At 42.0% G+C, this 26,287-nt stretch carries 21 protein-coding genes and 1 riboswitch; of the genes, 10 read left to right on the plus strand and 11 right to left on the minus strand.

The window, feature by feature from the left end; genetic code table 11:
• Positions 1-74: 74 nt before the first annotated feature.
• Genes mukB through cmoM form a run of 4 tightly spaced genes read right to left on the minus strand, consistent with a single transcriptional unit; the run spans position 75 to position 7,319 of the window.
• Positions 75-4,514 (minus strand): chromosome partition protein MukB, encoded by a 4,440-nt coding sequence (mukB, locus tag CHJ_RS08795; RefSeq protein WP_317917480.1) that lies wholly within the window; start codon positions 4,512-4,514, stop codon positions 75-77.
• The gene (mukE, locus tag CHJ_RS08800; RefSeq protein WP_317917481.1) at positions 4,511-5,203 is read right to left on the minus strand and encodes a chromosome partition protein MukE; all 693 of its coding nucleotides are present in this window, start codon (positions 5,201-5,203) and stop codon (positions 4,511-4,513) included. Before mukE ends, mukB begins: the two co-directional genes overlap by 4 nt.
• Entirely contained in the window at positions 5,184-6,521 is a 1,338-nt protein-coding gene (gene mukF / locus CHJ_RS08805; RefSeq protein WP_171754580.1) for a chromosome partition protein MukF, read from the minus strand. Before mukF ends, mukE begins: the two co-directional genes overlap by 20 nt.
• Positions 6,522-6,533: 12 nt before the next feature.
• Positions 6,534-7,319 (minus strand): tRNA uridine 5-oxyacetic acid(34) methyltransferase CmoM, encoded by a 786-nt coding sequence (gene cmoM / locus CHJ_RS08810; protein ID WP_317918099.1) that lies wholly within the window; start codon positions 7,317-7,319, stop codon positions 6,534-6,536.
• Positions 7,320-7,368: 49 nt separating this feature from the next.
• On the opposite strand from cmoM, the gene elyC reads away from it, so the two are divergent.
• Positions 7,369-8,244 carry an envelope biogenesis factor ElyC gene (gene elyC / locus CHJ_RS08815; protein WP_411861541.1) on the plus strand — a complete coding sequence of 292 codons (876 nt, stop codon included), beginning with the start codon at positions 7,369-7,371 and terminating at the stop codon, positions 8,242-8,244.
• 239 nt (positions 8,245-8,483) lie between these two features.
• On the opposite strand, the gene torR is transcribed toward elyC, so the two are convergent.
• Positions 8,484-9,197: a two-component system response regulator TorR gene (gene torR, locus CHJ_RS08820; RefSeq protein WP_317917482.1), complete on the minus strand. Its 714-nt coding sequence runs from the start codon at positions 9,195-9,197 to the stop codon at positions 8,484-8,486.
• Between the two features lie 234 nt (positions 9,198-9,431).
• On the opposite strand from torR, the gene torD reads away from it, so the two are divergent.
• From torD to CHJ_RS08845, 5 genes are all read left to right on the plus strand, one after another.
• A complete protein-coding gene (gene torD / locus CHJ_RS08825; RefSeq protein WP_317917483.1) occupies positions 9,432-10,079 on the plus strand; it encodes a molecular chaperone TorD in 648 nt (215 codons plus the stop codon).
• Positions 10,080-10,290: 211 nt separating this feature from the next.
• Positions 10,291-11,307, plus strand: a complete 1,017-nt coding sequence (locus CHJ_RS08830; RefSeq protein WP_171754583.1) for a substrate-binding domain-containing protein — start codon at positions 10,291-10,293, stop codon at positions 11,305-11,307.
• 177 nt (positions 11,308-11,484) lie between these two features.
• Positions 11,485-11,567, plus strand: a riboswitch (cyclic di-GMP riboswitch).
• A 119-nt stretch (positions 11,568-11,686) separates the two neighbouring features.
• Positions 11,687-12,277: a TfoX/Sxy family DNA transformation protein gene (locus tag CHJ_RS08835; RefSeq protein ID WP_317917484.1), complete on the plus strand. Its 591-nt coding sequence runs from the start codon at positions 11,687-11,689 to the stop codon at positions 12,275-12,277.
• 155 nt (positions 12,278-12,432) lie between these two features.
• Positions 12,433-13,116 (plus strand): TVP38/TMEM64 family protein, encoded by a 684-nt coding sequence (locus tag CHJ_RS08840; RefSeq protein WP_171754585.1) that lies wholly within the window; start codon positions 12,433-12,435, stop codon positions 13,114-13,116.
• A gap of 4 nt (positions 13,117-13,120) precedes the next feature.
• Complete coding sequence (locus CHJ_RS08845; RefSeq protein ID WP_171754586.1) at positions 13,121-13,432, plus strand: DUF2007 domain-containing protein; 312 nt, start codon at positions 13,121-13,123, stop codon at positions 13,430-13,432.
• A gap of 36 nt (positions 13,433-13,468) precedes the next feature.
• Here CHJ_RS08845 and CHJ_RS08850 read toward each other — a convergent pair whose 3' ends face one another.
• The 4 genes from CHJ_RS08850 to topA all read right to left on the minus strand — a co-directional run bounded on the left by CHJ_RS08850 (position 13,469) and on the right by topA (position 20,017).
• Positions 13,469-14,272 carry an alpha/beta fold hydrolase gene (locus tag CHJ_RS08850; protein ID WP_171754587.1) on the minus strand — a complete coding sequence of 268 codons (804 nt, stop codon included), beginning with the start codon at positions 14,270-14,272 and terminating at the stop codon, positions 13,469-13,471.
• Positions 14,273-14,441: 169 nt separating this feature from the next.
• Positions 14,442-15,896, minus strand: a complete 1,455-nt coding sequence (glgA, locus tag CHJ_RS08855) for a glycogen synthase GlgA (RefSeq protein ID WP_171754589.1) — start codon at positions 15,894-15,896, stop codon at positions 14,442-14,444.
• A 1-nt stretch (position 15,897) separates the two neighbouring features.
• On the minus strand, positions 15,898-17,115 hold the full coding sequence (glgC, locus tag CHJ_RS08860; protein ID WP_171754590.1) for a glucose-1-phosphate adenylyltransferase: 1,218 nt from the start codon (positions 17,113-17,115) through the stop codon (positions 15,898-15,900).
• Between the two features lie 277 nt (positions 17,116-17,392).
• A complete protein-coding gene (gene topA, locus CHJ_RS08865) occupies positions 17,393-20,017 on the minus strand; it encodes a type I DNA topoisomerase (protein WP_171754591.1) in 2,625 nt (874 codons plus the stop codon).
• Between the two features lie 391 nt (positions 20,018-20,408).
• Between topA and CHJ_RS08870 the strand changes: the two genes are divergently transcribed.
• A complete protein-coding gene (locus CHJ_RS08870) occupies positions 20,409-20,660 on the plus strand; it encodes a YciN family protein (RefSeq protein ID WP_317917485.1) in 252 nt (83 codons plus the stop codon).
• 36 nt (positions 20,661-20,696) lie between these two features.
• Here the strand turns inward: CHJ_RS08870 and aroA are convergent, their stop codons facing one another.
• On the minus strand, positions 20,697-21,977 hold the full coding sequence (gene aroA, locus CHJ_RS08875) for a 3-phosphoshikimate 1-carboxyvinyltransferase (RefSeq protein WP_171754593.1): 1,281 nt from the start codon (positions 21,975-21,977) through the stop codon (positions 20,697-20,699).
• A 172-nt stretch (positions 21,978-22,149) separates the two neighbouring features.
• Between aroA and aat the strand changes: the two genes are divergently transcribed.
• From aat to infA, 3 genes are all read left to right on the plus strand, one after another.
• Positions 22,150-22,872, plus strand: a complete 723-nt coding sequence (gene aat, locus CHJ_RS08880) for a leucyl/phenylalanyl-tRNA--protein transferase (protein WP_317917486.1) — start codon at positions 22,150-22,152, stop codon at positions 22,870-22,872.
• Positions 22,873-23,577: an arginyltransferase gene (locus CHJ_RS08885; RefSeq protein WP_171754594.1), complete on the plus strand. Its 705-nt coding sequence runs from the start codon at positions 22,873-22,875 to the stop codon at positions 23,575-23,577.
• A gap of 79 nt (positions 23,578-23,656) precedes the next feature.
• A complete protein-coding gene (infA, locus tag CHJ_RS08890) occupies positions 23,657-23,875 on the plus strand; it encodes a translation initiation factor IF-1 (RefSeq protein ID WP_001040192.1) in 219 nt (72 codons plus the stop codon).
• Between the two features lie 111 nt (positions 23,876-23,986).
• On the opposite strand, the gene clpA is transcribed toward infA, so the two are convergent.
• Positions 23,987-26,257, minus strand: a complete 2,271-nt coding sequence (gene clpA, locus CHJ_RS08895) for an ATP-dependent Clp protease ATP-binding subunit ClpA (RefSeq protein ID WP_171754595.1) — start codon at positions 26,255-26,257, stop codon at positions 23,987-23,989.
• Positions 26,258-26,287: the final 30 nt, after the last annotated feature.

Here is a 26,287-nt window from a genome sequence, read left to right on the forward strand (position 1 = left end):
GCCAGTGCGATTGCACCGGCGTTGTATTTACAGTCTATTCAGACAAAACTCTCTGAGCTAGCCGCAAAAATAAGTTAAGCAGCGTGGTTGTCATGCTCGACGGTTTGTCCAAATCCCCTCAAACCAACAACATGAACATGTTCATGGTCTTTAAAGATTTTACGAACCAGTTTATAGGTGGTTCCTTTCTCAGGGCTAATATTTTCTGGAGCCGCAATCAATAACTGCATATCAAGACGATCACACAACTCAAACAGGGTAGAAATAGATTTACTATCTAGTCGTGCTGCTTCATCCAGAAACAGCAGACGACACGGAATAATATCTTTACTTCTTAAACGACGAGACTCTTCTTCCCAGCTTTGAGTGACCATCAGCAAAATGGATTGTCCGGTCCCTATCGCTTCACCAGTGGAGAGAGCACCTGACTCAGCTTGTAACCAACCATCGGTACCACGATTAACTTCAACGCTTAACTCTAGGTAGTTACGATAATCTAATAGCTCCTCACCCAAAAGTTGTGGCGAACGCTGTCCCATATCGATATGAGGGTTCACCCGCTTAAACATTTTCGCCATTGCTTCAGAGAACGTAAGACGGTGGCTCTCAAACAGATCTTTATGCTGTTGTTGTTGCTGCTCTAAGCTGGTTAACAATATCTGGTGGCTTTCACGAATATTGACATTCAGACGAACCCCTTTCACTTGACCAAAGTTAATATTAGATAAGCCTTGGTTTAGCATTCTTATTCGATTCTGCTCTCTGACAATGGTCTTCTTAATAATATTGGCAACGGATTCAGAACTGATGGAGAGACGGCTCTCTCGCTGAGATAACTCTTCAGCCAAACGTGCTAACTCTATCTCCATCTCCTCAATCGCTTCTACCGGATCATCAGTATGGATAATGTCCTGTCGAATACGCTCTTTTAGATGTTGATATACCGCAATGTAGAACATCACTTTGCGTTCAGGGTAAGCACTGTCCTCTGACAGCCTCAATGCATCTCTTAAAGATTCATTGTCCGCAACCGCGAGTCGTAAGGCACCAAGAGATTTATCAGACATGGATCTTAACTCTCCTGCTGACTTATACGCGAGTTCACGACGGTAAAGCCGCCTTTGAACATCATTCTCTTTAGCAAGATGAAGCACGTTGCACCAACCCGACTTAGCGACAACAACCAATGAACGTAACTCAACATATGCTTTCTCTGTCTTGTTACGCTTTTTCATTAAACTTTTAATGGTAAACTCTATCGCGGTAGCATCTTTACCCAGTTGGGCGATTTCCTGTCTTGACGCTTGTAGCTGTTCAGTTAGTAGCTGTTTATTTTCACTGGCTCTCTGCTCCGTACCATGCTCAACAGCAACACCAAACTCGTTAAACTCGTTTAAAAACTCGCTGACGGTTTCTGACTTAGCTTGATAGGCACTCTTTAATGAGACAAACACTTGGTTATACTGACTGGCTTGATGACGAATAGACTTGGCCGATTCTCGGTATTTACTTCTCAGTAGTTCTGCTTCTGCCAGTTTTTTGGTGAGCTGTTCGCTTAATTCACTGCTGGTCTCTAACATATTGGCTGAGTCAGAGTAGCTAAAATGGCTGCTACGTTTACACACATCTTCGATAGCAAAAATCTGTGCTTTAACCTGTTTTAACTCATCTTCTAGTTGTTGATAGTTGGAATCCAAGCCATCCAACTGACCTGGGTCAACTTCAAGTGAAGCTATAAGCGGCTTAAGATCTAAAATCGACCTTTTATGCTGAGTGATAAAACCTCTGCTTTGCTGCAAACTGGCTAACTTCTCTTCATTTTCAGAATAGCTAATCGACAACGCTTGATTAGCCAGCATGGCATATATTGGCTGAACAGCGGCCAAAAGATGTAACGCTTGCTTGTCTAACGACATCTGTGAAACAAGCTGTTTCTCTTGCTGTTCAATTTCAGCTAACTGTCGAGTAAATTGCTTCTTGTCATTGCTACGGTCGTTACGCGCTTTGTCTGGATCTTGCTCAAAAGCGATTTGAATATGATTTTCTACAAACTGGCTAAAGCCAAGATACAAACGCGAAAGCTTTTGCGCATCAAACGCCACACTTGCATGCTGTTCTACAATTTCCGCTCGGTCGTCACGTAGCTGTTGTACGCGTTGCTCTCGCGCAGCACGACCAAAAAGAGACATTTCAGGAATGCGTGAGTAACGCATTTGCCTATCACTAAACTGAACACATACCGCCCCTTGCAGCTCTTCTACCGCAAAAGAGGTATCATCAAATGCATCAGGCTCTCCTTGAATAATATAAATATCTTCAGGGCAATCGGTGACAGACAGCAACTTGCTTTTGATATCCGTTAAATCCGGTACCACAATCGCGTGGCGCGCAGGCCCGTACATAGCACTAAAATAGGGCGCGTCTTCTACAGCAATATCATCATAAATTTCCGATAATAGTACCCCACCAATCGTCTCTGCAATCTCTTTGAGTCTGGCGTCATCTGAGTTCCCCGGCAACGCCAGCTTTTCAACTTCTGCATCGATCCTGTCTCGTTGAGCTGCCAACTGATCCTTTCGTTGGACTTGTGTCGTTTCCTGTTCCATCAGCTTTTGCATCTGTTGTAATACGACATGGCTGGAGGTTAATGCTAGTCCGCTCTGCTCTTCTAGTTTTAACCTAGCACTGTTCGCCTCTATCCACCGAGGTGCGATAGAAACCAAACGATCAATCTCTTCATCAATCTGGTTAATGTTTCGAGTTAACTCGGCCTTATTGTCTCTAAGGCGCTGATGGGTCTGTTGCGCTTTCTCTATTGAATTTTGATGTTGACTATTTTGTTGTTCAACCACATCACTGTTTGTTAACTCAATCTCCGTGAGAGAGTGATATTTTTCACACAGCCGTTTGGCGTTGGCTTGCTTTTCAATGTCACTTTTTAGTTGTTGTTGAATCGCTCTCCAGCCAGACTCATTCTCCAACTCAGCTTCCATTTTGTTAAGCTTGCTTAACCACTCTTTTGCAATATCAGCGGCATTATCACGGCTGGCGTCACCTTGGATTGAGCAAAGCAACTCATAGCCTTTTTCAAATTTTTCCGATTGGGCAGAGGCAACATCAAGCTTATGTTTTACTTCAAGTAACAGCGCCGTTTTGCTCTGTTCTAGCTGTTTGTAATGGGCTAAATGAGTTTTCGCATTTGCGGCCTCTAGCTGTGACTCTTCTGTTAATTGAATAGCCTTGGTTAATGCTTCCATCGCTTGTTGATATTGAAGAGCACGTGTCTGCTGAACATCTAACGCTTGCTGGTAATCCGCAAGTTGCGACTGCAAACTATCCACATCGTTTTCCGCCAGCAGCATCTTCTCTTCAATCTGTTCAACTTGCTCATTGACCTCTTCTACAACTAACGCTTGTTCTTGTACCTTCTCACTTAACTGTTCTAAATCCTGTTGATACTTATCGATTTTCTCTTTTTGTCGAATGGCATTTTGTACGAGTTGTAAAAACTCAGATGCTGATTGCTGCTCTTGCTCTAAAGTGGACTCTTTCTCGACCCATTTCTCTAACGACAGCTCTATCTGATTAAAGTTGTTGTTCTGTTCAATGATCTGCTTTTTGGTCGAAAATAGCTCACCGCGTAGCGACAGTATCTGGTCAATATTGTTTTTCCTGTCATTGGCATTACGCATATAATCAGAAGCAACATAGTTGGTAGATTCGGTAATTAAATGCTTAAACAGATCACGATCTGCTTGGGTAGTTTTGATGGCTTCTAATGTTAAGCGATTCTCACGAAGTGCCGACTCCATGTCTTGAAATGCTTTTTTAACGCCACCGTTTTGAGGCAATAAATAGTCGCGCAGAGATCGAGTGATCGCACTTGAAATGCCCCCATACAGAGACGCTTCAATAAGACGATAAAACTTAGAGCGATCGCCACTGTTGCGAAGTTTCTTAGGTAAAACACCCATATCAAACATCTGCGAGTGATACTCAGCAACCGAATTAAAGGCTTTGAAGCTCACCTGTTCCAAGGTGCTGATATGCTGCTTTATCTCAGGTAACGCTTTCACTCTTGCTTGTGATCCTGACAGCGACTCTATCAGAATGTCCGTTGGCCGAATGTCTTTATCCAGCCCTTGAATAACAAATGGTTTTATATCGACTTTCTTATCTCTTCCTGCGACCTGCTGCAACTTAACACCAAACAAAATACGTTGCTGGCGCGAGTTAACAATGTCTAACACAGAAAAACAGACACCTGGCTGCAACTTACCAAACAGACCTTTGTCTTTTGATGCTTGCGAGCTCCCAGCTTCAGTAGTATTTCTAAAGTGCAGTAAACTTTGATCTGGAATTAAAGCGGTAATAAATGCCGCCATAGTGGTGGATTTTCCAGCACCATTGCCTCCAGATAAGGTTGTCACTAAGTTATCAATATCAAATGTTCTAGCAAAAAAACCATTCCAGTTAATCATGGTTAACGATTGATATTTACCTCTTTCAATCATGCTAGCGCCTCATCTGTATCACTTGGTTGTTCAGGTTGTTTTTCAACTTTTTTTTCAACAACGGCTTCGCCATCTTTGATTAGTCTTATTTGTGCTTGTTGCAGATCATCCCCTAAACGTGCATCTGCGCCAAAGCGGAATACGGCTTCACTGATAATAAATTTTCCTTCTTCACCCATTGAGTGAACCATGCCAATTTTCTTTAATCGTCTTAATGACGTTCTCACCTTTTCAAACAGTTTTTCTCTGTCCAAGTCAGAGCCTGTCGCTCTGTTGGTCACTAGCTTTATAAGTTTTTTCTCGTCGCTTAATGACAACAACTCTTCATAGAGATCGTGATGGCTAAAAATGCCTTCATTGGCAAGGCGTTCTGGGCTTAAATAGAGATAACACAACACTTTACCCACCAACATGTCGAGTTCCGTTAATACACTTCGTCCTATTAATGAAGCGTTACGAGGCCTTAAATAGAAGAAGCCTTCTGGCGCTTTAACCAGTTCCGTATTGTAACGCTGGTAAAATCCAACCAGTTCCGATTCAAAATCGGTCAATAGTGAGTGATTATCTAAATCATCACTAGAAATATGCCTTCCTGCTCTTAACGCACTATCAAGCGTCGGAAAAAGAGGGTTAGAAATTACTTTTGCCAGTTTCACTGACATGTATTCATCAAAATCTGTCGATGACATTCGCTTGTACCTTTGCTCCAAAATTGTTGATATCTGTCCAGTTAGGCTGAATCGCTTGGTAATCTGATTCGGAGTAACCCAACTTCACCGCTTGATCAATAATAATTCTGGCTAAATCAAAATGATGAGTATGAGGATGTTGAAGCAAGTACTCTTTAAGCACTTTGGCTAAATCTATATCCTCTTTATGTTGCTTGAAGCGCTGTAACATTTCCGCAATTCGTAATGACAGATCATCATGCACCTGTTGAACGTCTTCAAATTCCACCTCTTGCGGCACAAATCCGGTGACTTCATCATTACGTAGCACCATATCTTCATCACGTAGATCATGCAGTTTTTCTGCGCTGGCGTAGGTCAATAACCACGGCTCTTGCAAGTAGGCTTTTATTGATTGCCTCAACCGCTGACTAAAGGCTCGATTCTGGTCCATATCAATAGCAGTACGAATAAATTTGTGTACATGGCGGTCATAACCAATCCAGAGATCAATCGCTTGTTGTCCCCAGCGTATGATTCGGTCTAACTTCATCTGCAATGAGAAAAGGGCTTGTTCAATAAACTCAAGATCATGTCTTAAATAGATCGTATCTTGGACATCAAGCAGTTGGCTTTGTAACTGATCACTGGCAGCTTGAAGCGTGTTTTGCAGCTCAACCAAATTATCAGACGTTGCGGTTAACAGTACTTCACACTGGCTAATCGCTTCTCGCCAATTTTGATTTAACAGTTGAGCAATTTGCGCTTTTATCTCTTGCTGCTGTTCATCCATTACACGTTGATTTAAATCTATCTGGTCAAAAATTTCTCCAACGGAATACCTTAGTACTCCATAAACATTTTTTCTCCAATACTCCGCGTCTTCACCATCTTTTGCGGCATCAAGTACTTTGGCCATCTCATTGGCAACCATCGAAAGTTGAATTGAAAGCTTTAATTGGGAGAATTCTCGATGTCTTACATAATAGTCGGTGATGCTTACTCCTAAAGGAGAAAGCCTGTAAATACTCGCGGCGGAATTGATTTCACTGGTAAAACGACTGATCAATCTCTGGCTAACTAACTCATTAATGGCGTTATTTGCTCTAAATGAAATTAACTCAGAGTCCTGCTTATACTTTTGGGTGACAATGTTGAACGCGTCATGCAGCTCACCTTCACCCAGTTCTTCATCAAATTTTGTGCTCCCTAATAGCGAAATAGCGATTAAAAACGCTAAACGTTCACTAGAGAGATTCAATGAGAAATCATGTTGCTTTACCCAATCCACCACTTCATCAATGGGTTGATCGGTAATAGCAAATTCTTTATTGCTCACTGTTGTTCCTATCTAACTGTCTTTTTTCTTCGCCCACACGTGAATGTATCGACCAAGGGAGAGGTATGGTTCTTGTCTACAAAGCCTTTTTTCAAGCTCCAATACATCTTCAAATTGAAAATCGCCCATGTATTCCATATTGCCAATATAGTCATGAAATGAACGAATTCCTGATTTACCACATATTTCAAATCCGGCGTCTTCAATCCATTGATAAACCTGTTCCGGAAGCAGTCCTTTTTGTGGTTGTAACTTAAATCGTTTTCTATGCGGCATCCCTTGTAAAATATGAGGAATGTTGCCACAGATAACATTTTTGAAAACTAAGCCATGATGGTTATAAAACATAATCGACGCTACGCCATTAGGTTTTATCTGATTAAGTACAGTCTCCAATGCATGTTTTGGTTCAGCTAACCACTCCATCACCGCGTGAAATAGAACCATATCAGCTTTGTCGCTCAACTGAGTCGGCAACTCTTGAACCGGAGAGTGGTTAAAACGGTACTGCGCAGACAGTTGGTTTTTCTCTATCTCTTGCTTTGCTAACGTCAACATCTCTGAGGAGATGTCACACAAAGTGACTCGGTGACCAAGTAGCGCCAGTTTTTGCGACATCTGCGCTAAACCTCCCCCTGCATCAAGTATGTGGAGAGGGGTTTTGCTCTGGTCAAATTGTTGTATCGCATCCATTAAATCCTGCCAAACTATAGTCTGGCGAATGTCGCCTTTTTCTGATCCATAGATGTTCTTGGCAAATTTATCTGCGATGTCATCGAAGTTACGGTCTTCTATCACGCTGTCTGAGTTATCATTTTTCAATTTTGTTGCCTATTCTGGCATAGGAATGACAGGAATAAAGGGTTATGCTGAGTTTTTACAACTAAGTGATGGTTTTTCGGACTATTTAAGTATGTTTGAGCTGAAAAAAATATTATCGTCTCTATCAATGCCCCTGCCTGCGTTATTAATTGTTGGTTTTTTAGGCTTAGCATTGATTATGTTCACGCAGAGACACCGATTCGGTGTTCTGTTTGTATTCCTTTCTTTAACAGGGATCTTCCTCGTTTCATTTCAACCCCTTTCTACACGCCTATTGATGCCAATGGAACGAGAATACACAGCCTTTTTACCTACAGATCGAAGCATCGATTATGTGATGGTACTGGGCAGTGGTCATGTTGTTGATGACCAGATTCCTCCAACGTCGGAACTAAGTAGGACAGCATTAATGCGTTTAACAGAAGGTATACGCATTATTAGAATGTTTCCCGGCGCCAAATTGATTCTATCGGGCTACGCTGGTGGCGCAGAGTTTAGTCATGCAAAAATGATGGCAAAGGTCGCGCTAGCACTTGGGGTCGCTAAACCAGATATCATCTTGCTAGAAACCGCAAAAGATACTTGGGAAGAAGCGAGACAAGCCGCAGCCTTCATCAAACAGAGGGAGTTGGTCTTAGTCACATCGGCTAGCCACATGAAGCGTGCTCTAATGGAGTTTGAATCTGCTGGATTAGAACCCATCCCGGCACCAACCAACTACCTAGCTCAATCTAAAATAAATCAGCCTTGGGTTAAGTTCACCCCACAAGCTCGATATTTAGAACAGACAGAACGATACTGGCACGAAAAGCTTGGTGTCTGGTGGAGCCATATTCGAGACTCTATTATGGATTCGCCAACGGTTACAGCACCGGAAGCAACGGTCACTCAACCAGAGTAGGTGTCTTAAACAAGGGCATTAAGGTCTGTTGAGCAGCAAAAGATAGGCAGTTTTTTTAGCGGATAAGCTGTAGGAGTTTTACTTGAGTCACACAATTTATCTCGCTATTGCTCTTTTTTTTTCTATTTAGTGGCTGGTAAAAATTTAATTTCTGTTCTACTTCTCAATTTCAAACAAAAAAACCGAGGTTAATACCTCGGTTTTTATTAATAATTATATTAATTTATTAATGTTTACTATCAATCTCCTGCAAACATATAACCTTCACCATGTACGGTAACAAATATTTGCGGGTTTTTAGGGTCATATTCCATTTTGGCTCTAAGACGTCTTATCAATACATCTATGGTTCTATCATTTGGCGCATCGACACGATGGCTAATCATATTTAAAATACGATCACGACTGAGCACTTTGTTTGAATTAGAAGAGAGAGCAACTAACAACTCATACTCTGCCTTAGTCAACTTAACTGGGATACCATCTTTGCTTAGAGCTCGACGTTGAATATCAAATACCCACTCACCGAAATGAACTAAAAACTCTGAGTTCTCCTCTTTTTCCGCTTCCGAAGGAGGGTTACGAACAAGAGAAATACGCCATAACAGATTCTTAACTCGTACCAGCAACTCCCGTAACTCAAAGGGTTTCGTGACATAATCGTCAGCGCCCATCTCCAAGCCAACAATTTTATCTATGCTATCGGTGCGTCCTGTAACAAGAATAATTCCGATGTCTGATTGAGTGCGAAGCTCTCTCGTCAACATCAAACCATCTTCTCCAGGAAGGTTTATATCAAGCATGACCAAGTCAATACGGTGTTCCTGTAGAACCGCTCTCATGCTATCACCGTTTTCAGCTTCACTTACTTGGTAACCTTCATTTTGGAAATACCCGACTAATTTACTTCGGGTAACTACATCATCTTCAACTACTAATACGTGACTGCTCATAACCATGACTTTTATTATTCCTTCGTTAAGATGCATTCTATTTATATTTATTAACAATTCTAGCTTAGATTAAAAAATTGATGCTGTTTTTTGATTTTTGTTGACAGAGAGCAAGTATTTGACCTTGCGTTAATTATTTACTATTTTTTATCATATTTTTTCATAATTTAAGTTAGTTCTATTCATATTTTTTGCATACAATTATACCAAGGTTATTTATTTAGGAATTAAGAGATGGAAGAGACAAAGGCGTTTAACGAAAAGAGAGCAGAAATCTATTGGTGGCTTTCCAGCATCTTCGCCAAAGAACTAACAGAACAAGATCTTCAAGCTTACCACTCGGCTGAAATTCGTTCGTTCTTAACCGGTTTAGGAGAGAATGACGTTCTTAAACCGTCAATCGACAAATTGGTAGATGCGTTAAACCGACTTCAAGATCGCCCAGATGTTGAACTAGAACTAGCCGCTGATTTTTGTGGGCTATTTTTAACAACAGATAAAACGGGAGCTCTACCCTACGCTTCAATCTATATTGGAGAACAAAAGCTTCTTAATGATAAACCGGCACAAGAGATGCAGCAGCTAATGCTTGATCATGGCGTTGATGTAAAAAAAGGCTTAAATGAACCTGCCGATCATATCGCGATTGAACTGGATTTCTTAGGTAATATGATTATCCGTAGTAATGAACTAGAAAAACTGGAACATATCGATAAAGCACTACTAGAACAGAAAGAGTTTATAGAAAAATATCTTTTAAGCTGGTTCCCACAATTTAGTAAAAAATGTGTTGAGTTTGATGAGTTTGGTTTTTATGCCAGCGTCTCAGAACTACTAGTCAGTTTCTGTCAACTCGATTGCGCCTACCTATCTGGTGAATGATCCATAAGCAAATGTGATCAAAAACCAATAAATTAAGGTGAATACTTTGTTATTGGCAAGAAAAAAAGCTAAAATATCGACGCAAACGATTAGAACTAATGTAAATGTAAACCGCTATTGACTAGCGGTTTTTTGTGTTTCCAGCGCAAATATTGATGATTTTAATAGTTGTCTGCACATTTATTAAAGCATCAGAGTAATAGGAAAGCTTATGGCCACCATTAAAGACGTAGCACGCATAGCAGGTGTATCCACCACCACAGTATCCCATGTAATTAATAAAACGCGATTTGTTGCCGAAACAACTCAGCAGAAAGTAATGGATGCAGTAAAAGAACTTAACTACGCCCCAAGTGCAGTAGCAAGAAGTTTAAAATGTAATACCACCCGAACTATTGGCATGCTCGTTACGCAATCAACAAACCCATTTTTGGGTGAGATTGTCGATGGTGTTGAAAGCTATTGTTACCGCCAAGGTTATACCTTAATTCTTTGTAACACGGGTGGCATTTATGAGAAGCAGAGAGACTATATACGCATGCTGGCTGAGAAGCGCGTCGATGGCATGTTTATTCTCTGTTCGGATTTCACAGATGAATTACAAGAGATGTTGGATGCTCATGGCACGATCCCAAAAGTCGTCATGGATTGGGGTCATGGCGAGTCAAAATCTAACGAAGTGTCCGATAAAATTATCGACAACTCAGAAGAAGGCGGATACATCGCGACCAAATATCTTATTGAGAACGGTCACACCAATATCGCTTGTTTAAGTGGGCACTTTGATAAGAAACTCTGCATTGAACGCTCTCAAGGCTATCGCCGTGCACTAGAAGAGAATGGTATTCCATTTGACCAGAGCAAGATTCTTGAAGGCAACTTTGAGTGTGATACTGCCGTTGAGGCCGCAGACAAAATCTTAGCTATGGACGACAAACCAACCGCCGTATTCTGCTTTAACGATACTATGGCACTAGGTTTGATGAGCCGATTACAACGTGAAGGGATGAGAATTCCAGAAGATATCTCAGTCATTGGATACGACAATATCGATCTGGCGGCCTATTTCTCTCCACCTTTAACGACTATCCACCAGCCTAAACGTCGCGTAGGTAAAACAGCTTTCGAAATTTTGTTAGCTCGCATTAAAAACAAAGAACATGAAAAACGTGTATTCGAAATGCAGCCTGAATTAGTCGTACGTGACAGCGTTAAAAGCATTAAATAACAAAAATTAGGCACTGTAGATAAGTAATTCCACCAGTGCCGAGTTTACGCACCACAAATTCAAGTGCTATTTACACAGCAACGAATAGGTAATTGAGCAAAAACCAAAATGAGAGTAAGATCACATTAAGAAAGCCAGTAAGTGATCTTTGTTCAAATTTTGACTATATTTAACATGTCACGATCAGGGCAAACCATTTGAAAAGATGGGACGCAAAGCCTCCGGCCTTAACATTTTTGAAAGGTAGCGGGGTTGCCGAAGACGAATTGGCGACGATAAAATGGATTATTTACTTGTTTTTGACAAGAACATCCTTTGCCGTTGTTAATTTCTCGGTACTGAATTGGTTGATGCAACTTTCTAACCCGAGACTAAGCAGATGGATAAACCAGTACTTAAAAACTCACTACAACTATTTGAACAATTTGGTAAAGTCAAATCACGTTCAATGTTTGGTGGGTTTGGTATTTTTGTAGACGAGATAATGTTTGCTCTCGTTGTACAAGACTCCCTTCATATACGAGCAAATGACATCACCACCGATCAATTTAAAACAGCTGGCTATAAGCCATATGTTTATAAAAAGCGTGGTTTTCCTGTCGTTACTAAATATTTTGCCTTGCCTAATGAAATGTGGGACGACACTGAGCAGATAATCACTATCGCGTCGTTTGCATTAGAGCATGCAAGAAATGAAAAATCCTCTCACGCAGAGGAAAAACCGACAAGACTTAAAGATCTACCTAACCTACGCTTAGGTACAGAACGTATGCTTAAGAAAGCAGGCATTACATCAGTCGTCGATCTTAGAACCGTCGGTGCGGTAGGAGCCTATAAAGCCATTCAATCAAGCCACCCCGACACCGTTAATTTAGAACTTTTGTGGGCTTTAGAAGGCGCTTTAAACGGCACTCACTGGTCTGTTATTTCGCAAGAGAGACGTGCGGAGTTAATGCAGGCGCTGAGTTAACAATAGACAGTTGTAACTTAGGCTAAATAGTGAAATACCGCTGACTCGTTCAGCGGTATTTTTATATACTCAAGTAACCTTTTGCTTATAGTGTTGAAAGTTTTTTGCTGTCACTCCTGTCTTAATAGCTAGTGAACATAATTTGGATAAACAGAATGAATAAAAAACTCATCATTGGCGTACTACTTGTTGCCCTCATTGCTATTTTAGCCACACAATTTGGCCAGTACTTAACACTCGAAAATGCCAAAGAGCAGCAAGCGTTACTTGCGGATTACATTGAGAACAACTTTATACTCGCCTCCGCAATTTACTTTTTTGCCTATATATTTATTACCGCATTTTCCATTCCTGGGGCGGCAGTAGTGACTCTTCTTGGAGCGGCTCTGTTTGGCTTTGTAACCAGCTTAGTTTTAGTCTCTTTTGCCAGTAGTATTGGTGCTACCTTGGCCTTTTTAAGTAGCCGCTATTTATTGCGCGACTGGGTACAAGGAAAATTTGGCAATAAACTAAAGACCATTAATCAGGGAGTGGAGAAAGACGGCCCCTTCTATCTCTTCTCACTACGCCTGATACCCGTGTTTCCGTTTTTCTTGATTAACTTACTTATGGGATTAACACCGATATCAACGGCTCGATACTATTTAGTAAGCCAGCTAGGAATGCTTCCGGGAACAATTGTTTTCCTCAATGCTGGTACACAGTTAGCAAATATAGACAGTTTGTCTGGAATTGTTTCACCAAGTGTTCTGGCTTCCTTTGTTCTTCTTGGCTTGTTCCCCGTGATTGCCAAGTGGATTATGAAGAAGCTTCGTCCTAGCAAACCCGCTGCAGAATAGCACGATGAAAATATATACTGCCGGCAACCCCACCGAGGCGCATATTGTATGTGAGCTGTTAAAGCAGCAGCGCATAGCCGCAGAAGTTCGTGGCGATGGCGTGTTTAGCTTAAAAGGTGAATTGCCGTTAACGGACGATAGCGATCCTTATATCTGGTTAATGGACCTATCGAAATCAGAATTAGCGAGCCAAGTTATTGAAGAATTCCGCTCAGCACCAATTACGTCCGCTGAGTGGCAGTGTAAAGAGTGTAACGAACGAAACGAAGGGCAGTTTGCTCTATGTTGGTCTTGCGGCACGTCAGCGCCTGAATAGGCGCTGATATTGAGATAACGTCTGTTATGTTTGATACTAGGCGGAGTGAATTTGCTGTTGGATAAAGTTTATCGACTTCTCATTAAATTCTTCCGCTTTCTCCACATTACAAACATGACCACAGTTGGAGATTTCATGCAGAGAACTGTAACGGTGTAAAGCCACCATCTCTTTAACAGGTTGGATAAACATATAGTCTCTATCCCCCATTAAGTACAGCGTGGGAATCGCTAACTCTCTATCCTTAAAGTACCTCATCATAGGATTCACTTCCGCAGCCATTATAAACCAACGTTTAAACTCTTTTTGACACAACTTTTTGGCTTCACGAATAAACAGATGGCGAGACTCTTTTTGATTCTTTTGTGGCATAACTATGTAGGCAAATAAGCTGTACAACCACATATAGGGCACAATATGTTTCGCCGAGTTACCTAACCGTACAAGCACTTGAGAACGCACATCCAATCGCGTGATAGCACCACCCAATACCATGGTGAGTACTCGATTTCCTGCTAACTCAGCAAGGTTACGTACGATAATCGTCCCTAGAGACATGCCAACAAAATGGGCAGATTGAATTTTTAGATGATCGAGAACTTGGAGTATATCAACAGTCACATCTTTAAACGTGTAATGATGAACCATTAAATTCTTAATAAGATTATTGGATTTACCATGCCCTCTTAAATCTATAAGCAATAGATTAAAATGAGCTTTGTAGGCTTTGATCTGCTTAAACCAGATAGAAGAACTGCCACCAGCACCATGAACAAACACAACCCAATCTTTGCTGGTAGGATGGTGAAAAGTTTTATGAAATAGTAACGCTTCTGACATATCTTCCAAGTGTTATCGGCTATTAATGGTAATTAGCTTATCACAGCTATAGCGGCCTATTCCATACTCATATTGACGAAACGCCATACGATATATGCTCAGTTGACTACAGCTTTCAATTAAGTAAATAAGGGCACAAAGTCCCTTATTTACTTCAGCAGACATTATATTATCTATTTAATGCGGCTTGATACATTTCTAAGTAACTTACTGCAGAGCGTTCCCAACTAAAATCTTGTCTCATCGCTCTAATCTGCACTTCACGCATGGTGTCGATATCCTGCAAGAAGAAAATCAACGCTCTTTGCATCGTAATGAGCAGGTCTTTCGCGTCTGGATAGTGAAAACCAAAACCCGTCGCACTGAGTGGGTTACGATCATAATCAAGCACCGTATCTTTCAAGCCACCCACTTCGCGAACAATCGGTAATGTCCCATAAGCCATGCTATAAATCTGATTTAAACCGCACGCTTCAAATTCTGACGGCATCAAAAAGAAATCTGCGCCAGCTTCAACAAGGTGAGCCAAGCGATTACTGTACGCTTGTACAAAAGCAAACTTATCAGGATAATCAGCGGCTATTTCTGCAAGCTCGTTAGCGATATCCGGATCACCGGTACCGACAATAACCACTTGCACATCATTACTTAAAAAAGATCGCAAGATAGGCAGGATATAGTCAAAACCTTTCTGGTGAGTAAGCCGGCAAACCATACCAAACATTGGCTTATCACATTTAACCAGATCCGTTTCTTGTTGCAGAAGATGTTTTGCCGATAACTTACCCGCTAACATGGAATTTTCTTCACTGGAGTATCTTAAAGGAAGAAACTCATCATGTTCCGGATTCCACTCACTATAGTCGCAACCATTCAATATACCGCAAAGGTCATCCGCACGACGATTAAAGTCATCAACCAAGCCATGAGAGCCCAACGGAGTCAGTAGCTCCTGAGCATAGTTAGGGCTGACAGCGTTGATCTTATCTGCATAAGCCAAACCGGCTCTTAGCATACCAACGTGAGAATGGCTGTAGCGCAGATGTTCCATACCAGCCAATCTAAGCTCTGGAATGATACTCAACTCATCATAGGAATATATGCCTTGGAAAATGGCATTGTGAACCGTGAGCACGCTACGTACATGATCAAAACGTTTATCATAGCGATAACGCGTTTTCAGTAAGAACGGCACTAACCCTGTATGCCAATCATTGGCATGTACAACATCCGGTTGTATGCCAAGCTTAGCAAGGCAATCCAATGAAGCAGAAGAGAAGAAAGAGAAGCGCTCACCATTATCAGCATAAGCAACATTGTTTTCGGCATAAAGCTCTGGGCGATCAAAATACTGAGGACAGTCAATGGCGTATACCGCCACACCATCTAACTCAAGTTTCTTAATTTTATAGGGAATATGAGGCCAAAAATCCAACTCTGTAGAAAGCAGTGTCTCTGCTTCCGAAATCCCCGGTAATCCGCTATAACCAGGGATAACAATTGAAACTTGATGACCTAAATTTTGTAGCGCTTTAGGAAGGGCTTTCGCCACATCCGCTAAACCACCACTCTTTACTAAACCTTGTGCTTCAGATACCACAAACCAAATTTTCATTTGTTCCATTCTAGAACCCAACTTTTGTTCCTTTAGCTATTACAACAATCCCTTCTGGAGATACGCTAAATCTCTGCGCATCCAAAACTGGATCTTCTCCTATAACCGTTCCAGGGGCAATTTCTACATGCTTATCAATGATAGTTTTACGAATTCGACACTCCGAACCTATTTTTACATCACCAAGCAATATAGATTCACTAATGTCTGTTCCTGCAGCAAGATTACTTCTGTAGCCCAAAACCGATTTATAGACACTTGATCCCTGTATGTAGCTTCCTCCTGCAATTAAGCTATCCGTCACTTTTGTTTCATGGTTATCCATATCAACAAACGTTGCAGGCGGCAATGGAGGAAAATACGTATGTAATGGCCATTTACGGTTATATAGTGAAAACTGAGGATCTGTATCAAGCAAATCCATATGTGCTGACCAATAAGAGTCTATCGTACCGACATCTCGCCAATATGTCGCTTCTTTTTCACCTGTGATGTGATTCGTTGAGAAGTCATAAACATAGACATCCCCTTCTTTAAACATCTTCGGGATAATATCTTTACCAAAGTCGTGGCTTGATGATGTATTTGCAGCATCTTCTCTCAGTTCTTTACACAAAGGATCGCAATCAAAAATGTAATTTCCCATTGATACTAATGCTAGATCTGGATGACCCGGTATTGACTTAGGGTTAGCGGGCTTCTCTTCAAAGCCGATCATTTGGCCATTATCATCCACTTCAATCACGCCAAACTGAGACGCTTCAGAAAGAGGCATTCGCAGTGCAGAAACCGTAAGCTTGGCAGATACTCTGCGATGAAAGTCGAGCATCTGGCGTATGTCCATCTTATAAATATGGTCAGAGCCGAAAATACAGACTTGCTCCGGTTCGGCTAACTCAATAAAGCTGATGTTCTGATAAATGGCATCCGCTGTTCCTTCATACCAGCGTTTTCCGTCTCGCATTTGCGCAGGGACCGTATCAATAAAACGGTCGGTAATACCGGATAAATTCCAGCCCTTTTTCATATGCAGATACAGCGACTGTGATTTAAATTGCGTGAGTACGTATATCCTCATTAAATCGGCATTTACAAAATTATTAAGTACAAAATCGATTAACCTGTAGCTACCTCCAAAAGGCACCGCAGGTTTCGTTCTACTGCTTGTTAACGGCATCAACCGTGAGCCTTCACCGCCCGCCAATATCATACTTAGCACACCTGCCATTCTGCTCTCCCATATAAATCACTAATTAGTGGAATGATCTCTTCTCTTTCCTCTCCACACACTTTCATCTAGTTAGAACAAACATAACAACACTTCTACCATTAAGAAGAGTTGTTTGCTGGACGAAAAAGTAGAATGAGTGAGATCAATCTTAGACATATTTTTTAGTTCAATTATGAGAATAGTGCTAAAGAAGAAATTACACAAAATTCAAACAGTAAAAAAAGGTGGCACAATGGCCACCTTCTCTATCAACGTTTACTGCGTTGCCAATAAACTACTTTTTCTTTTTGCGTTTATCGGTTATTTCCCACTTGCCATCGATATACAGAGCGGTCCAGCCTGAAGGCTTTCCATCGATTTCAGAGCGAACATAATTCTCTTTAGATTTACGGCTAAAGCGAACCACCGTTGGACGACCATCTGGGTCTTCCGTTGGCGCAGAGGTTAGATAAGCGTACTTTTCAGAGATGCGTTCTTTATATTGCACCAACTCACTGACTAACGGAGCACGGGTTTCTCGTGATTTAGGGAAGTTGCTTGCTGCCATAAACAGACCTGACGCCCCATCTCGCAATACAAAGTAGGCATCCGAGTTTTGACATGGAAGCTCAGGGAAATGTACCGGATCTTCTTTTGGAGGAGCCACTTCACCGTTTCTCAAGATCTTACGTGTGTTCTTACATGTTTCGCTTGTGCAGTCCATGTACTTACCAAAACGGCCATTTTTAAGCACCATATCAGTTCCACACTTGTCACACTCAACCACCGGACCATCATAGCCTTTTAGCTGAAACTCACCATGCTCAACAACGTAACCGTCACAGTTAGGGTTGTTACCACAAACATGCAATTTCCGCTTATCATCGATAAGATAAGCATCCATAGCCGTTTCACACTTAGGACAACGTTTTTTGGCTCTTAAAGCCGCAGTCTCAACGTCTTCTTCTAGAACATTGATAATGCCATCTTCATCACCTAAGTTAACCGTCGTCTTACAACGCTCTTTTGGTGGCAAGGCATAGCCTGAACAGCCTAAGAAGACGCCTGTAGACGCGGTACGAATACCCATTTCTCGGCTACAAGTTGGACACTCAATATCCGTTAAAACGATATTGTTTGGTCTCATGCCACCTTCGTCAACGTCTAGCTCAGCTTTACCTAAGTGATTTGAGAAATCACTAAAGAAGTCATCAAGCACCGTTAACCAACCCGCTTTACCATCTGCAATCTGGTCAAGTTTCTCTTCCATTCTTGCAGTAAAGTCGTAGTTCATTAAGTCGTCAAAGCTGTCATCTAGGCGATCGGTAACAATCTCACCCATTTTCTCAGCATAGAAACGGCGCTGATCAACTTTAACGTAGCCTCTATCTTGAATGGTAGAAATAATAGAAGCGTAGGTAGATGGTCGGCCAATGCCTTTTTTCTCTAACTCTTTAACCAAAGCTGCTTCGGTAAAACGCGCTGGCGGCTTGGTAAAGTGCTGCTTCGGATCCAGCTCCACTAGATTTAAGCTATCACCAATCTGAACCGCAGGTAATATTTGGTCTTCGTTTTTACCCATAGGGCGCTGAACTTTCGTCCAACCATCAAACTTAAGAATACGTCCCTTCGCTTTTAAGGTGTACTCATCAGCTTTTACGCTCACAGTTGTTGAATCGTATTTTGCCGCCGTCATTTGACAAGCAACAAATTGATTCCAGATTAAAGCATAGAGTTTATGCGCATCCGCTTCCATTCCTTGCAGATCATCCGCTTTGACTTCAACGCTAGAAGGTCGAATCGCTTCGTGCGCTTCTTGAGCACCTGCTTTGCTGCCATAAACTTTGGCATTTTCAGGAAGGTAGTTATTACCGAAATTATCCGCAATGTAGCTGCGAACAGCCTCAACCGCTTCTCCGCTTAGGTTAGTAGAGTCGGTACGCATATAGGTGATGTAACCCGCTTCATACAGACGCTGAGCAAGCATCATGGTTTTCTTAACACCATAGCCCAGTCGTGTACTTGCCGCTTGCTGCAAAGTAGATGTGATATACGGCGCCGATGGCTTACTTTGGGTCGGCCTATCTTCCCGCTTACACACTTCGTAGCTGGCGTTTTGCAATACGGTAACGGCTGCTTTTGCTTCCGCTTCGTTTACTGGCTTAAAGCTAACACCTGCTTTTTGCGCCACCATAAGGCGAAAATCGGTGTTATCGGCTGTTTTCGTATCTGCGTGAATGTCCCAAAACTCTTCAGGAATAAAAGCATTAATCTCTCTTTCACGTTCCACCAGCAGTTTAACGGCAACAGATTGTACTCGGCCTGCAGAAAGTCCACGAGCGACTTTTTTCCACAGTAACGGAGAAACCATAAAGCCAACAACACGGTCCATAAAACGACGTGCTTGCTGTGCATTCACGCCATCCATGTTTAATTCACCGGGCGCTTGGAATGCTTGCTGAATAGCATTTTTTGTAATTTCGTTAAACACAACTCGCTTGTATCGCTGTTCATCGCCGCCGATGATCTCACGAAGGTGCCATGCGATAGCTTCTCCTTCGCGGTCCAAATCGGTTGCGAGATATACGTTATCAGCGTCTTTGGCGAGTTTTTGCAATTCTGCTACGACTTTTTCTTTGCCGGGAAGAATTTGATAGTTAGCATCCCAATTATGATAAGGATTGATCCCCATCTTTTTAATCAGGGCTTTTTGCTCTTTCTCTTTCTTGATACGAGCTTTTTCTTCAGGACTCATACCCTTTGTCGAAATTGCCGCCGCCTTCTGACCATTACTCTGGCCTGCCGTTGGTAGATCTCTAACGTGACCTACACTGGACTTAACAATAAAGTCTTTACCAAGATATTTGTTGATGGTTTTTGCCTTGGCTGGTGACTCCACTATAACAAGTGACTTACCCATAATTGATTCTGACGTCCTCAATCATTGCGATGGCTGTATATTCGATATGCGGTTTAACAATAAAAATAACCGCGCTAATTTAGTCGTTCTTTTTTTACTATTGAGCGAGAGAGCAAGAAGATCAACCAATTTTTTTTATTTTGCTGCTATCTGGTCGACAAATAACCAGTTACGAAAATGGAAATAATCGACAATGGCTCAATCGCGCACATAGTAATCAGCTGATATTGCTTTACCTAACTAGAAATATAATTCTATGCCGTAGTTCACATTTTTTCTTCTGTATGACAATGAATTACACCGAAATTTAACAATTACCCACAATGGAAACTTTGTCTCCAAAGCAAGCAAAGGTGTAAACTAAACTAATAGCTTAGAACAGGAAACCATAATGAGTGAAAAAAAATCCATCAGTTCTTTTGAATTACTGTTAATTGCCAACCAACTAATACAAGACCATGACAACTATATTGAAGGAATGCGGGCAGAGTCTGTCGAGGAAAAAGAGGGAGTGTTGGTATTTAAAGGGAACTACTTTCTAGATGACAACGGATTACCAACTCCAGCAACAACGGAGGTATTCAATATGTTTAAATACCTCGCTCATCAACTGTCACATCAATTTGCAATTACAGATCAATAATCCCCCCTGCGAACAATCGCAGGAGGGTCATATCTATTACTGACTTAACTGCTCTAACTTATTGAAGTAGTCAGGAAATGTTTTAGAAGTACAGCCGGGATCATTAATGGTAACGGCTGTATCACTTAATGCGACTAACGAGAAACACATCGCCATTCGGTGATCATCATAAGTATCAATTGCCGCATGTTTTAATGATGCGACAGGCGTAATAACAATATAGTCTTCACCCTCTTCCACGATAGCACCTAACTTTCTAAGTTCGGTGGCCATAGCAGCCAGTCGATCTGTCTCTTTTACCCGCCAGTTATAAACATTGCGAATGGCTGTCGTACCTTCAGCGAACAGTGCTGTCGTGGCGATAGTCATTGCAGCATCAGGAATATGGTTAAAATCCATATCTACCGCTTTCAGTTGACCACAGCGAGAGATTACATAGTCATCACCCCAATGAATTTCTGCACCCATTTTCTCTAGAGCATCAGCAAACTGGATGTCGCCTTGAATGCTGTTTTTTCCTATACCGGTAACTTTAATCTCTCCGCCTTTGATTGCAGCGGCGGCTAAAAAGTAAGAGGCAGATGAAGCATCACCTTCTACCAAAAACTGTCCAGGAGACACATAATGTTGGCCAGAAGGGATTACGAATTCCGCGTAATTGTTATTGATCACCTCAACACCAAACTGCTTCATTATGTGCAGCGTAATATCGATATAAGGTTTAGAAACTAACTCCCCTTCAATCTCAATGGTGATCTCGCCATCCGCTAAGGGGGCTGACATAAGAAATGCCGTCAGAAACTGGCTAGAAATCGAGCCATCAATCGTCACTTTGCCCGACTGTAATCCAGTACCAGTGATCTTCAATGGTGGATAATTGTCATTTTCTAAATATTCGACATCAGCCCCTGACGCTCTCAAAGCATCCACCAGATGGCCAATTGGTCGTTCCTTCATTCTTGGCTCACCAGTAAGAACAAACTCCCCTTTGCCGATGCATAGCGCAGCAGCAAGCGGTCTCATCGCCGTTCCTGCGTTACCAAGGAACAGTTCCACCGCGTGTTCAGAGTTAAATGGGCGACCAAGCCCTTGAACTTCACAGACGGTCTTATCGTCAGACAGTTGATACTCAACACCAAGCTGGCTTAATGCTGTCAACATATGTCGAATGTCGTCGCTGTCTAGTAAATTGGTTAGTGTGGTTTTTCCAGTGGCAAGAGCGGCCAAAAGCAAAGCTCGGTTTGATACACTTTTTGAACCGGGTAGATTAACTTCACCATTAACCCGGTGAATAGGTTGTAACGTAAGGCTTTCCATTGAGGTTTTTCGTCCTTAACGATTTCGCTAAAGGGTGCGAAACAATAATTCTTCGTTGCAACAGACTATCTAAAAATTTTTGTGATCGCTAGCAAAAAACATCAATCATTCACTTATGCAAATGAAAACGCTAAAATCAGGATTTACATCTAAAGTGACGGGATTTTCCGCCATGACTATCTATTTGCCTGAGCTTGATCACTACTCTCTCTCCTTCCCTTCGCCAAGGGAAGCACTTCGAGAACCAAATGGCCTACTCGCCATGGGAGGAGACTTACGTCCTGAACGCCTGGTTAAAGCCTATCAACACGGTATATTTCCATGGTATTCCACCGATGAACCCATATTATGGTGGAGCCCTTCTCCACGAGCAATCTTTGTTGCGAACGAGTTTTCTGCGGCAAAAAGTTTGCGAAAGTTCTATCGAAAATCCAATTATAAAGTCAGTATCAATCTTGCTAGCGAGGAGGTCATTCGCCAGTGTGCAGCAATGCGCAGTGAAGAGGAAACTTGGCTAGACGATAAAATGCAGCAGGCATACAGCCAGCTGGCTAAACAGGGAATATGCCATTCGGTAGAAGTATGGCAAGAGAACAAACTAATCGGTGGTTTATACGGTGTTCTGGTCGGTTCGATGTTTTGTGGTGAGTCTATGTTCAGCAGGCAAACCAATGCTTCAAAGATTGCCTTGTGGGCATTCACAAAGCATTTCGTTGCGCATGGTGGTGAGTTTATTGATTGTCAGGTATTGAATCCCCATACTGCCTCCTTAGGAGCAAAGGAGATAACTCGAGATGAATATTTGGCAAAACTCGCCTATTGTAAAAAGAGTAAAACCAACCAACACTGTTTCACTCCTCAATGGTTGACCACATTTAATAATGGAGATAACTGAGTGCCATCAGACAAGCGTCAAATCAAAATAGGCCTGTCCAAAAATTCCACTTGTAACTATATTAGCAGCCGATCAGAACGCGTCGCGGTTGCGTTAGACGATGCTATGCATACAACATCCGGTTACGAACTGCTGCTTGCTAACGGTTTTCGTCGTAGCGGACAGACGATTTATGCGCCACACTGTGAGATGTGTAATGCTTGTCAATCTATCCGAGTCTCTATCCTCGACTTTAAGCCGTCAAAAAGTCAAAAGCGAATCCTTGCGAAAGCAAAAGAACAAGCTCTTCACTGGCAAGTAAAAACCGAAATGGATAGCGAATGGTTTGAGCTGTACAGCCGTTATATTACTGCCAGACACGCAGATGGAACCATGTTTCCTCCACAAGAAGAGGTGTTTTCTGAATTTTCTCGCTGTGAATGGCTAAAAATAGATTACCTTCATATCTACCAACAAGATAAACTTGTTGCCATCGCCATAACGGATAATTTGACCCATTCGGGTAGTGCTTTTTATACTTTTTTCGACCCAGAGTTCCCTTTATCTCTAGGCACATTGGCGATTCTTTACCAGTTAGAACACTGTGTTGAACAGCAAAAACAGTGGCTCTATTTGGGCTACCAGATTGACGAATGCTCAGCGATGAATTATAAAGTGCGCTTTCAACGCCATCAAAGGCTAGTAAATCATCGATGGCAAGGGTAGAATACCGCCCAACTTTATATTTCTAAATTTTTCGGCACTGTATGCCGAGAATTATTGCCTTATTTCTAAAGAGGATTAAATGGCTAAAGAAGACGTAATTGAAATGCAAGGAACTGTCCTTGATACTCTGCCAAATACAATGTTTCGTGTTGAGCTAGAAAATGGTCACGTTGTGACGGCTCATATCTCAGGTAAAATGCGTAAAAACTACATTCGTATTCTGACTGGTGACAAAGTTACTGTAGAGATGACTCCATACGACCTATCTAAAGGACGTATCGTTTTCCGTGCTCGTTAATACTCTCAGAGTAACCCATTAAAAAAACGGAGCTAATTGCTCCGTTTTTTATTTGCCTATCTAGGGCGTGTTGATCTTTCAATATCGCCCTAGTATATCGCGACACTAACCTTAGTGAACCGCTTCTTCTTGTTCATTCAGATAATGAAACTGTAGCTCTTCATTCTCAAGCTCAACTTTAACCGTACCACCATTGACCAAAGAACCAAATAGCAGTTCATTAGCAAGCGGTTTCTTCAAGCTCTCCTGAATCACTCTACCCATAGGTCTTGCCCCCATCGATTTGTCATATCCTTTATTTGACAACCAATGGCGAGCATCTTCAGACACTTCTAGAGAAACGCCTCTCAAGTCCAACTGTGCTTGCAGCTCAACGATAAACTTATCCACCACCTGATGAATCACATTCTCATGCAAGCTGTTAAACCAGATAATGTTATCTAACCGGTTTCTAAATTCAGGAGTGAAGACCTTTTTAATCTCAGCCATCGCATCATGGCTATGGTCTTGTTGGATAAGACCAATGGATTTCTTCACGGTTTCGGCCACACCAGCATTGGTGGTCATAACCAAAATCACATTACGAAAATCCGCTTTTCGGCCATTATTGTCCGTTAGCGTGCCGTTATCCATCACCTGAAGAAGCAAGTTAAAGATATCTGGATGGGCTTTTTCAATCTCATCCAATAGCACCACAGCGTGAGGATGTTTAATCACCGCATCCGTTAGCAAGCCGCCTTGATCATAACCGACATACCCCGGAGGCGCGCCGATTAAACGGCTCACTGAATGACGTTCACCATACTCAGACATATCAAAACGCAATAGTTCGATTCCAAGCATTTTCGCTAACTGCAAGGTAACTTCCGTTTTGCCAACCCCTGTTGGTCCGGCAAATAAGAAAGAACCGACTGGACGATTATCTGCCCCTAAGCCAGCACGAGTCAGTTTAATGGCCTCACTTAGCGCTTCTATGGCGTTGTCCTGCCCAAACACCATCATCTTCATCTTATCGCTCAAGGACTGGAGTATGTCTTTATCCGAGGAGGAGACGGACTTTTCAGGAATTCGAGCCATTTTAGCCACCATAGACTCAATATCCGCTACACCAACGGTTTTCTTCCGTCTGCTTGCTGGAGCCAATCGACTGCGAGCACCGGCTTCATCAATAACATCAATCGCTTTGTCTGGCAGATGACGCTCATTGATATACTTAGCCGATAACTCTACCGCCGCCCGTAATGCCTTATTGGTATAACGAACTTCATGGTGCGCTTCATATTTAGGCTTAAGCCCCATCAATATTTTTGTTGTGTCATCTAACGATGGTTCTATCACATCAATTTTTTGGAAACGTCTGGAAAGCGCGCGCTCTTTTTCAAAAATATTGCTGTATTCTTGATAGGTTGTTGAACCAATACAGCGTAATTTACCGCTGCTCAAAAGCGGCTTAATTAGATTCGCAGCATCTACCTGTCCACCAGACGCAGCGCCTGCACCAATAATGGTATGGATTTCATCAATAAATAAAATAGCGTCTTGTTCTTTTTCCAACTGCTTTAAGATGGCTTTAAATCTTTTCTCAAAGTCACCACGATATTTCGTTCCAGCCAGTAGCGAACCAATATCTAATGAATAAATGATGCTGTCTTGGATAATCTCAGGCACTTGCCCTTCAACGATTCGCCACGCCAGACCTTCGGCAATCGCGGTTTTACCCACTCCGGCCTCACCAACCAGCAATGGATTGTTTTTTCTTCGGCGACACAACACTTGGATAGTGCGTTCTAACTCTTTGTCCCGACCAATTAATGGGTCAATATGACCTTTCTTCGCCGCTTCATTTAAGTTAGAAGCGAACGCTTCTAATCGTTCTTCGGCTGGTGTTTCATCTGGTGTGGATTCACTGCCAAAGATGTCCGAAGAGGCGCTGTCATCACTGCCTGAAGATTTGCTGATGCCATGAGAAATATAATTGACGATATCAAGGCGACTGACATCATGTTTCTTCAATAGATAGGCAGCATGCGACTCTTGTTCACTAAAAATGGCGACCAATACATTGGCACCGGATACCTCATTACGACCTGACGATTGCACATGAAAAACCGCACGCTGCAATACGCGTTGAAAACTCAATGTAGGCTGAGTTTCTCTGCTTTCGTCGTTTTCAGGAATAAGGGGAGTGGTTTGATCAATAAATGCGTCGAGTTCAGTTTTTAACACATCAATATCAGCTTGGCAGGCCTTAAGTGTTTCTCTTGCTGCTTCGTTCTCTAATAAGGCAAGTAGTAAATGTTCTACCGTCATAAACTCATGACGTTTATCTCGAGCACGGGCAAACGCACCGTTCAAACTCGTTTCTAGTTCTTTATTTAGCATAAGGACCTCCCTCAAAGAGCAGCCTATGTT

The organism is Vibrio sp. MACH09, assembly GCF_033238805.1.
Taxonomy (GTDB): Bacteria; Pseudomonadota; Gammaproteobacteria; order Enterobacterales; family Vibrionaceae; genus Vibrio.

Coding starts and splice junctions, on each gene's coding strand:
- mukB (WP_317917480.1), bottom strand. CDS start 4,514: ATGATTGAAAGAGGTAAATATCAATCGTTAACCATGATTAACTGGAAT.
- mukE (WP_317917481.1), bottom strand. CDS start 5,203: ATGTCATCGACAGATTTTGATGAATACATGTCAGTGAAACTGGCAAAA.
- elyC (WP_411861541.1), top strand. CDS start 7,369: ATGACAGGAATAAAGGGTTATGCTGAGTTTTTACAACTAAGTGATGGT.
- torR (WP_317917482.1), bottom strand. CDS start 9,197: ATGAGCAGTCACGTATTAGTAGTTGAAGATGATGTAGTTACCCGAAGT.
- torD (WP_317917483.1), top strand. CDS start 9,432: ATGGAAGAGACAAAGGCGTTTAACGAAAAGAGAGCAGAAATCTATTGG.
- CHJ_RS08830 (WP_171754583.1), top strand. CDS start 10,291: ATGGCCACCATTAAAGACGTAGCACGCATAGCAGGTGTATCCACCACC.
- CHJ_RS08835 (WP_317917484.1), top strand. CDS start 11,687: ATGGATAAACCAGTACTTAAAAACTCACTACAACTATTTGAACAATTT.
- CHJ_RS08840 (WP_171754585.1), top strand. CDS start 12,433: ATGAATAAAAAACTCATCATTGGCGTACTACTTGTTGCCCTCATTGCT.
- CHJ_RS08845 (WP_171754586.1), top strand. CDS start 13,121: ATGAAAATATATACTGCCGGCAACCCCACCGAGGCGCATATTGTATGT.
- CHJ_RS08850 (WP_171754587.1), bottom strand. CDS start 14,272: ATGTCAGAAGCGTTACTATTTCATAAAACTTTTCACCATCCTACCAGC.
- glgA (WP_171754589.1), bottom strand. CDS start 15,896: ATGGAACAAATGAAAATTTGGTTTGTGGTATCTGAAGCACAAGGTTTA.
- glgC (WP_171754590.1), bottom strand. CDS start 17,115: ATGGCAGGTGTGCTAAGTATGATATTGGCGGGCGGTGAAGGCTCACGG.
- topA (WP_171754591.1), bottom strand. CDS start 20,017: ATGGGTAAGTCACTTGTTATAGTGGAGTCACCAGCCAAGGCAAAAACC.
- CHJ_RS08870 (WP_317917485.1), top strand. CDS start 20,409: ATGAGTGAAAAAAAATCCATCAGTTCTTTTGAATTACTGTTAATTGCC.
- aroA (WP_171754593.1), bottom strand. CDS start 21,977: ATGGAAAGCCTTACGTTACAACCTATTCACCGGGTTAATGGTGAAGTT.
- aat (WP_317917486.1), top strand. CDS start 22,150: ATGACTATCTATTTGCCTGAGCTTGATCACTACTCTCTCTCCTTCCCT.
- infA (WP_001040192.1), top strand. CDS start 23,657: ATGGCTAAAGAAGACGTAATTGAAATGCAAGGAACTGTCCTTGATACT.
- clpA (WP_171754595.1), bottom strand. CDS start 26,257: ATGCTAAATAAAGAACTAGAAACGAGTTTGAACGGTGCGTTTGCCCGT.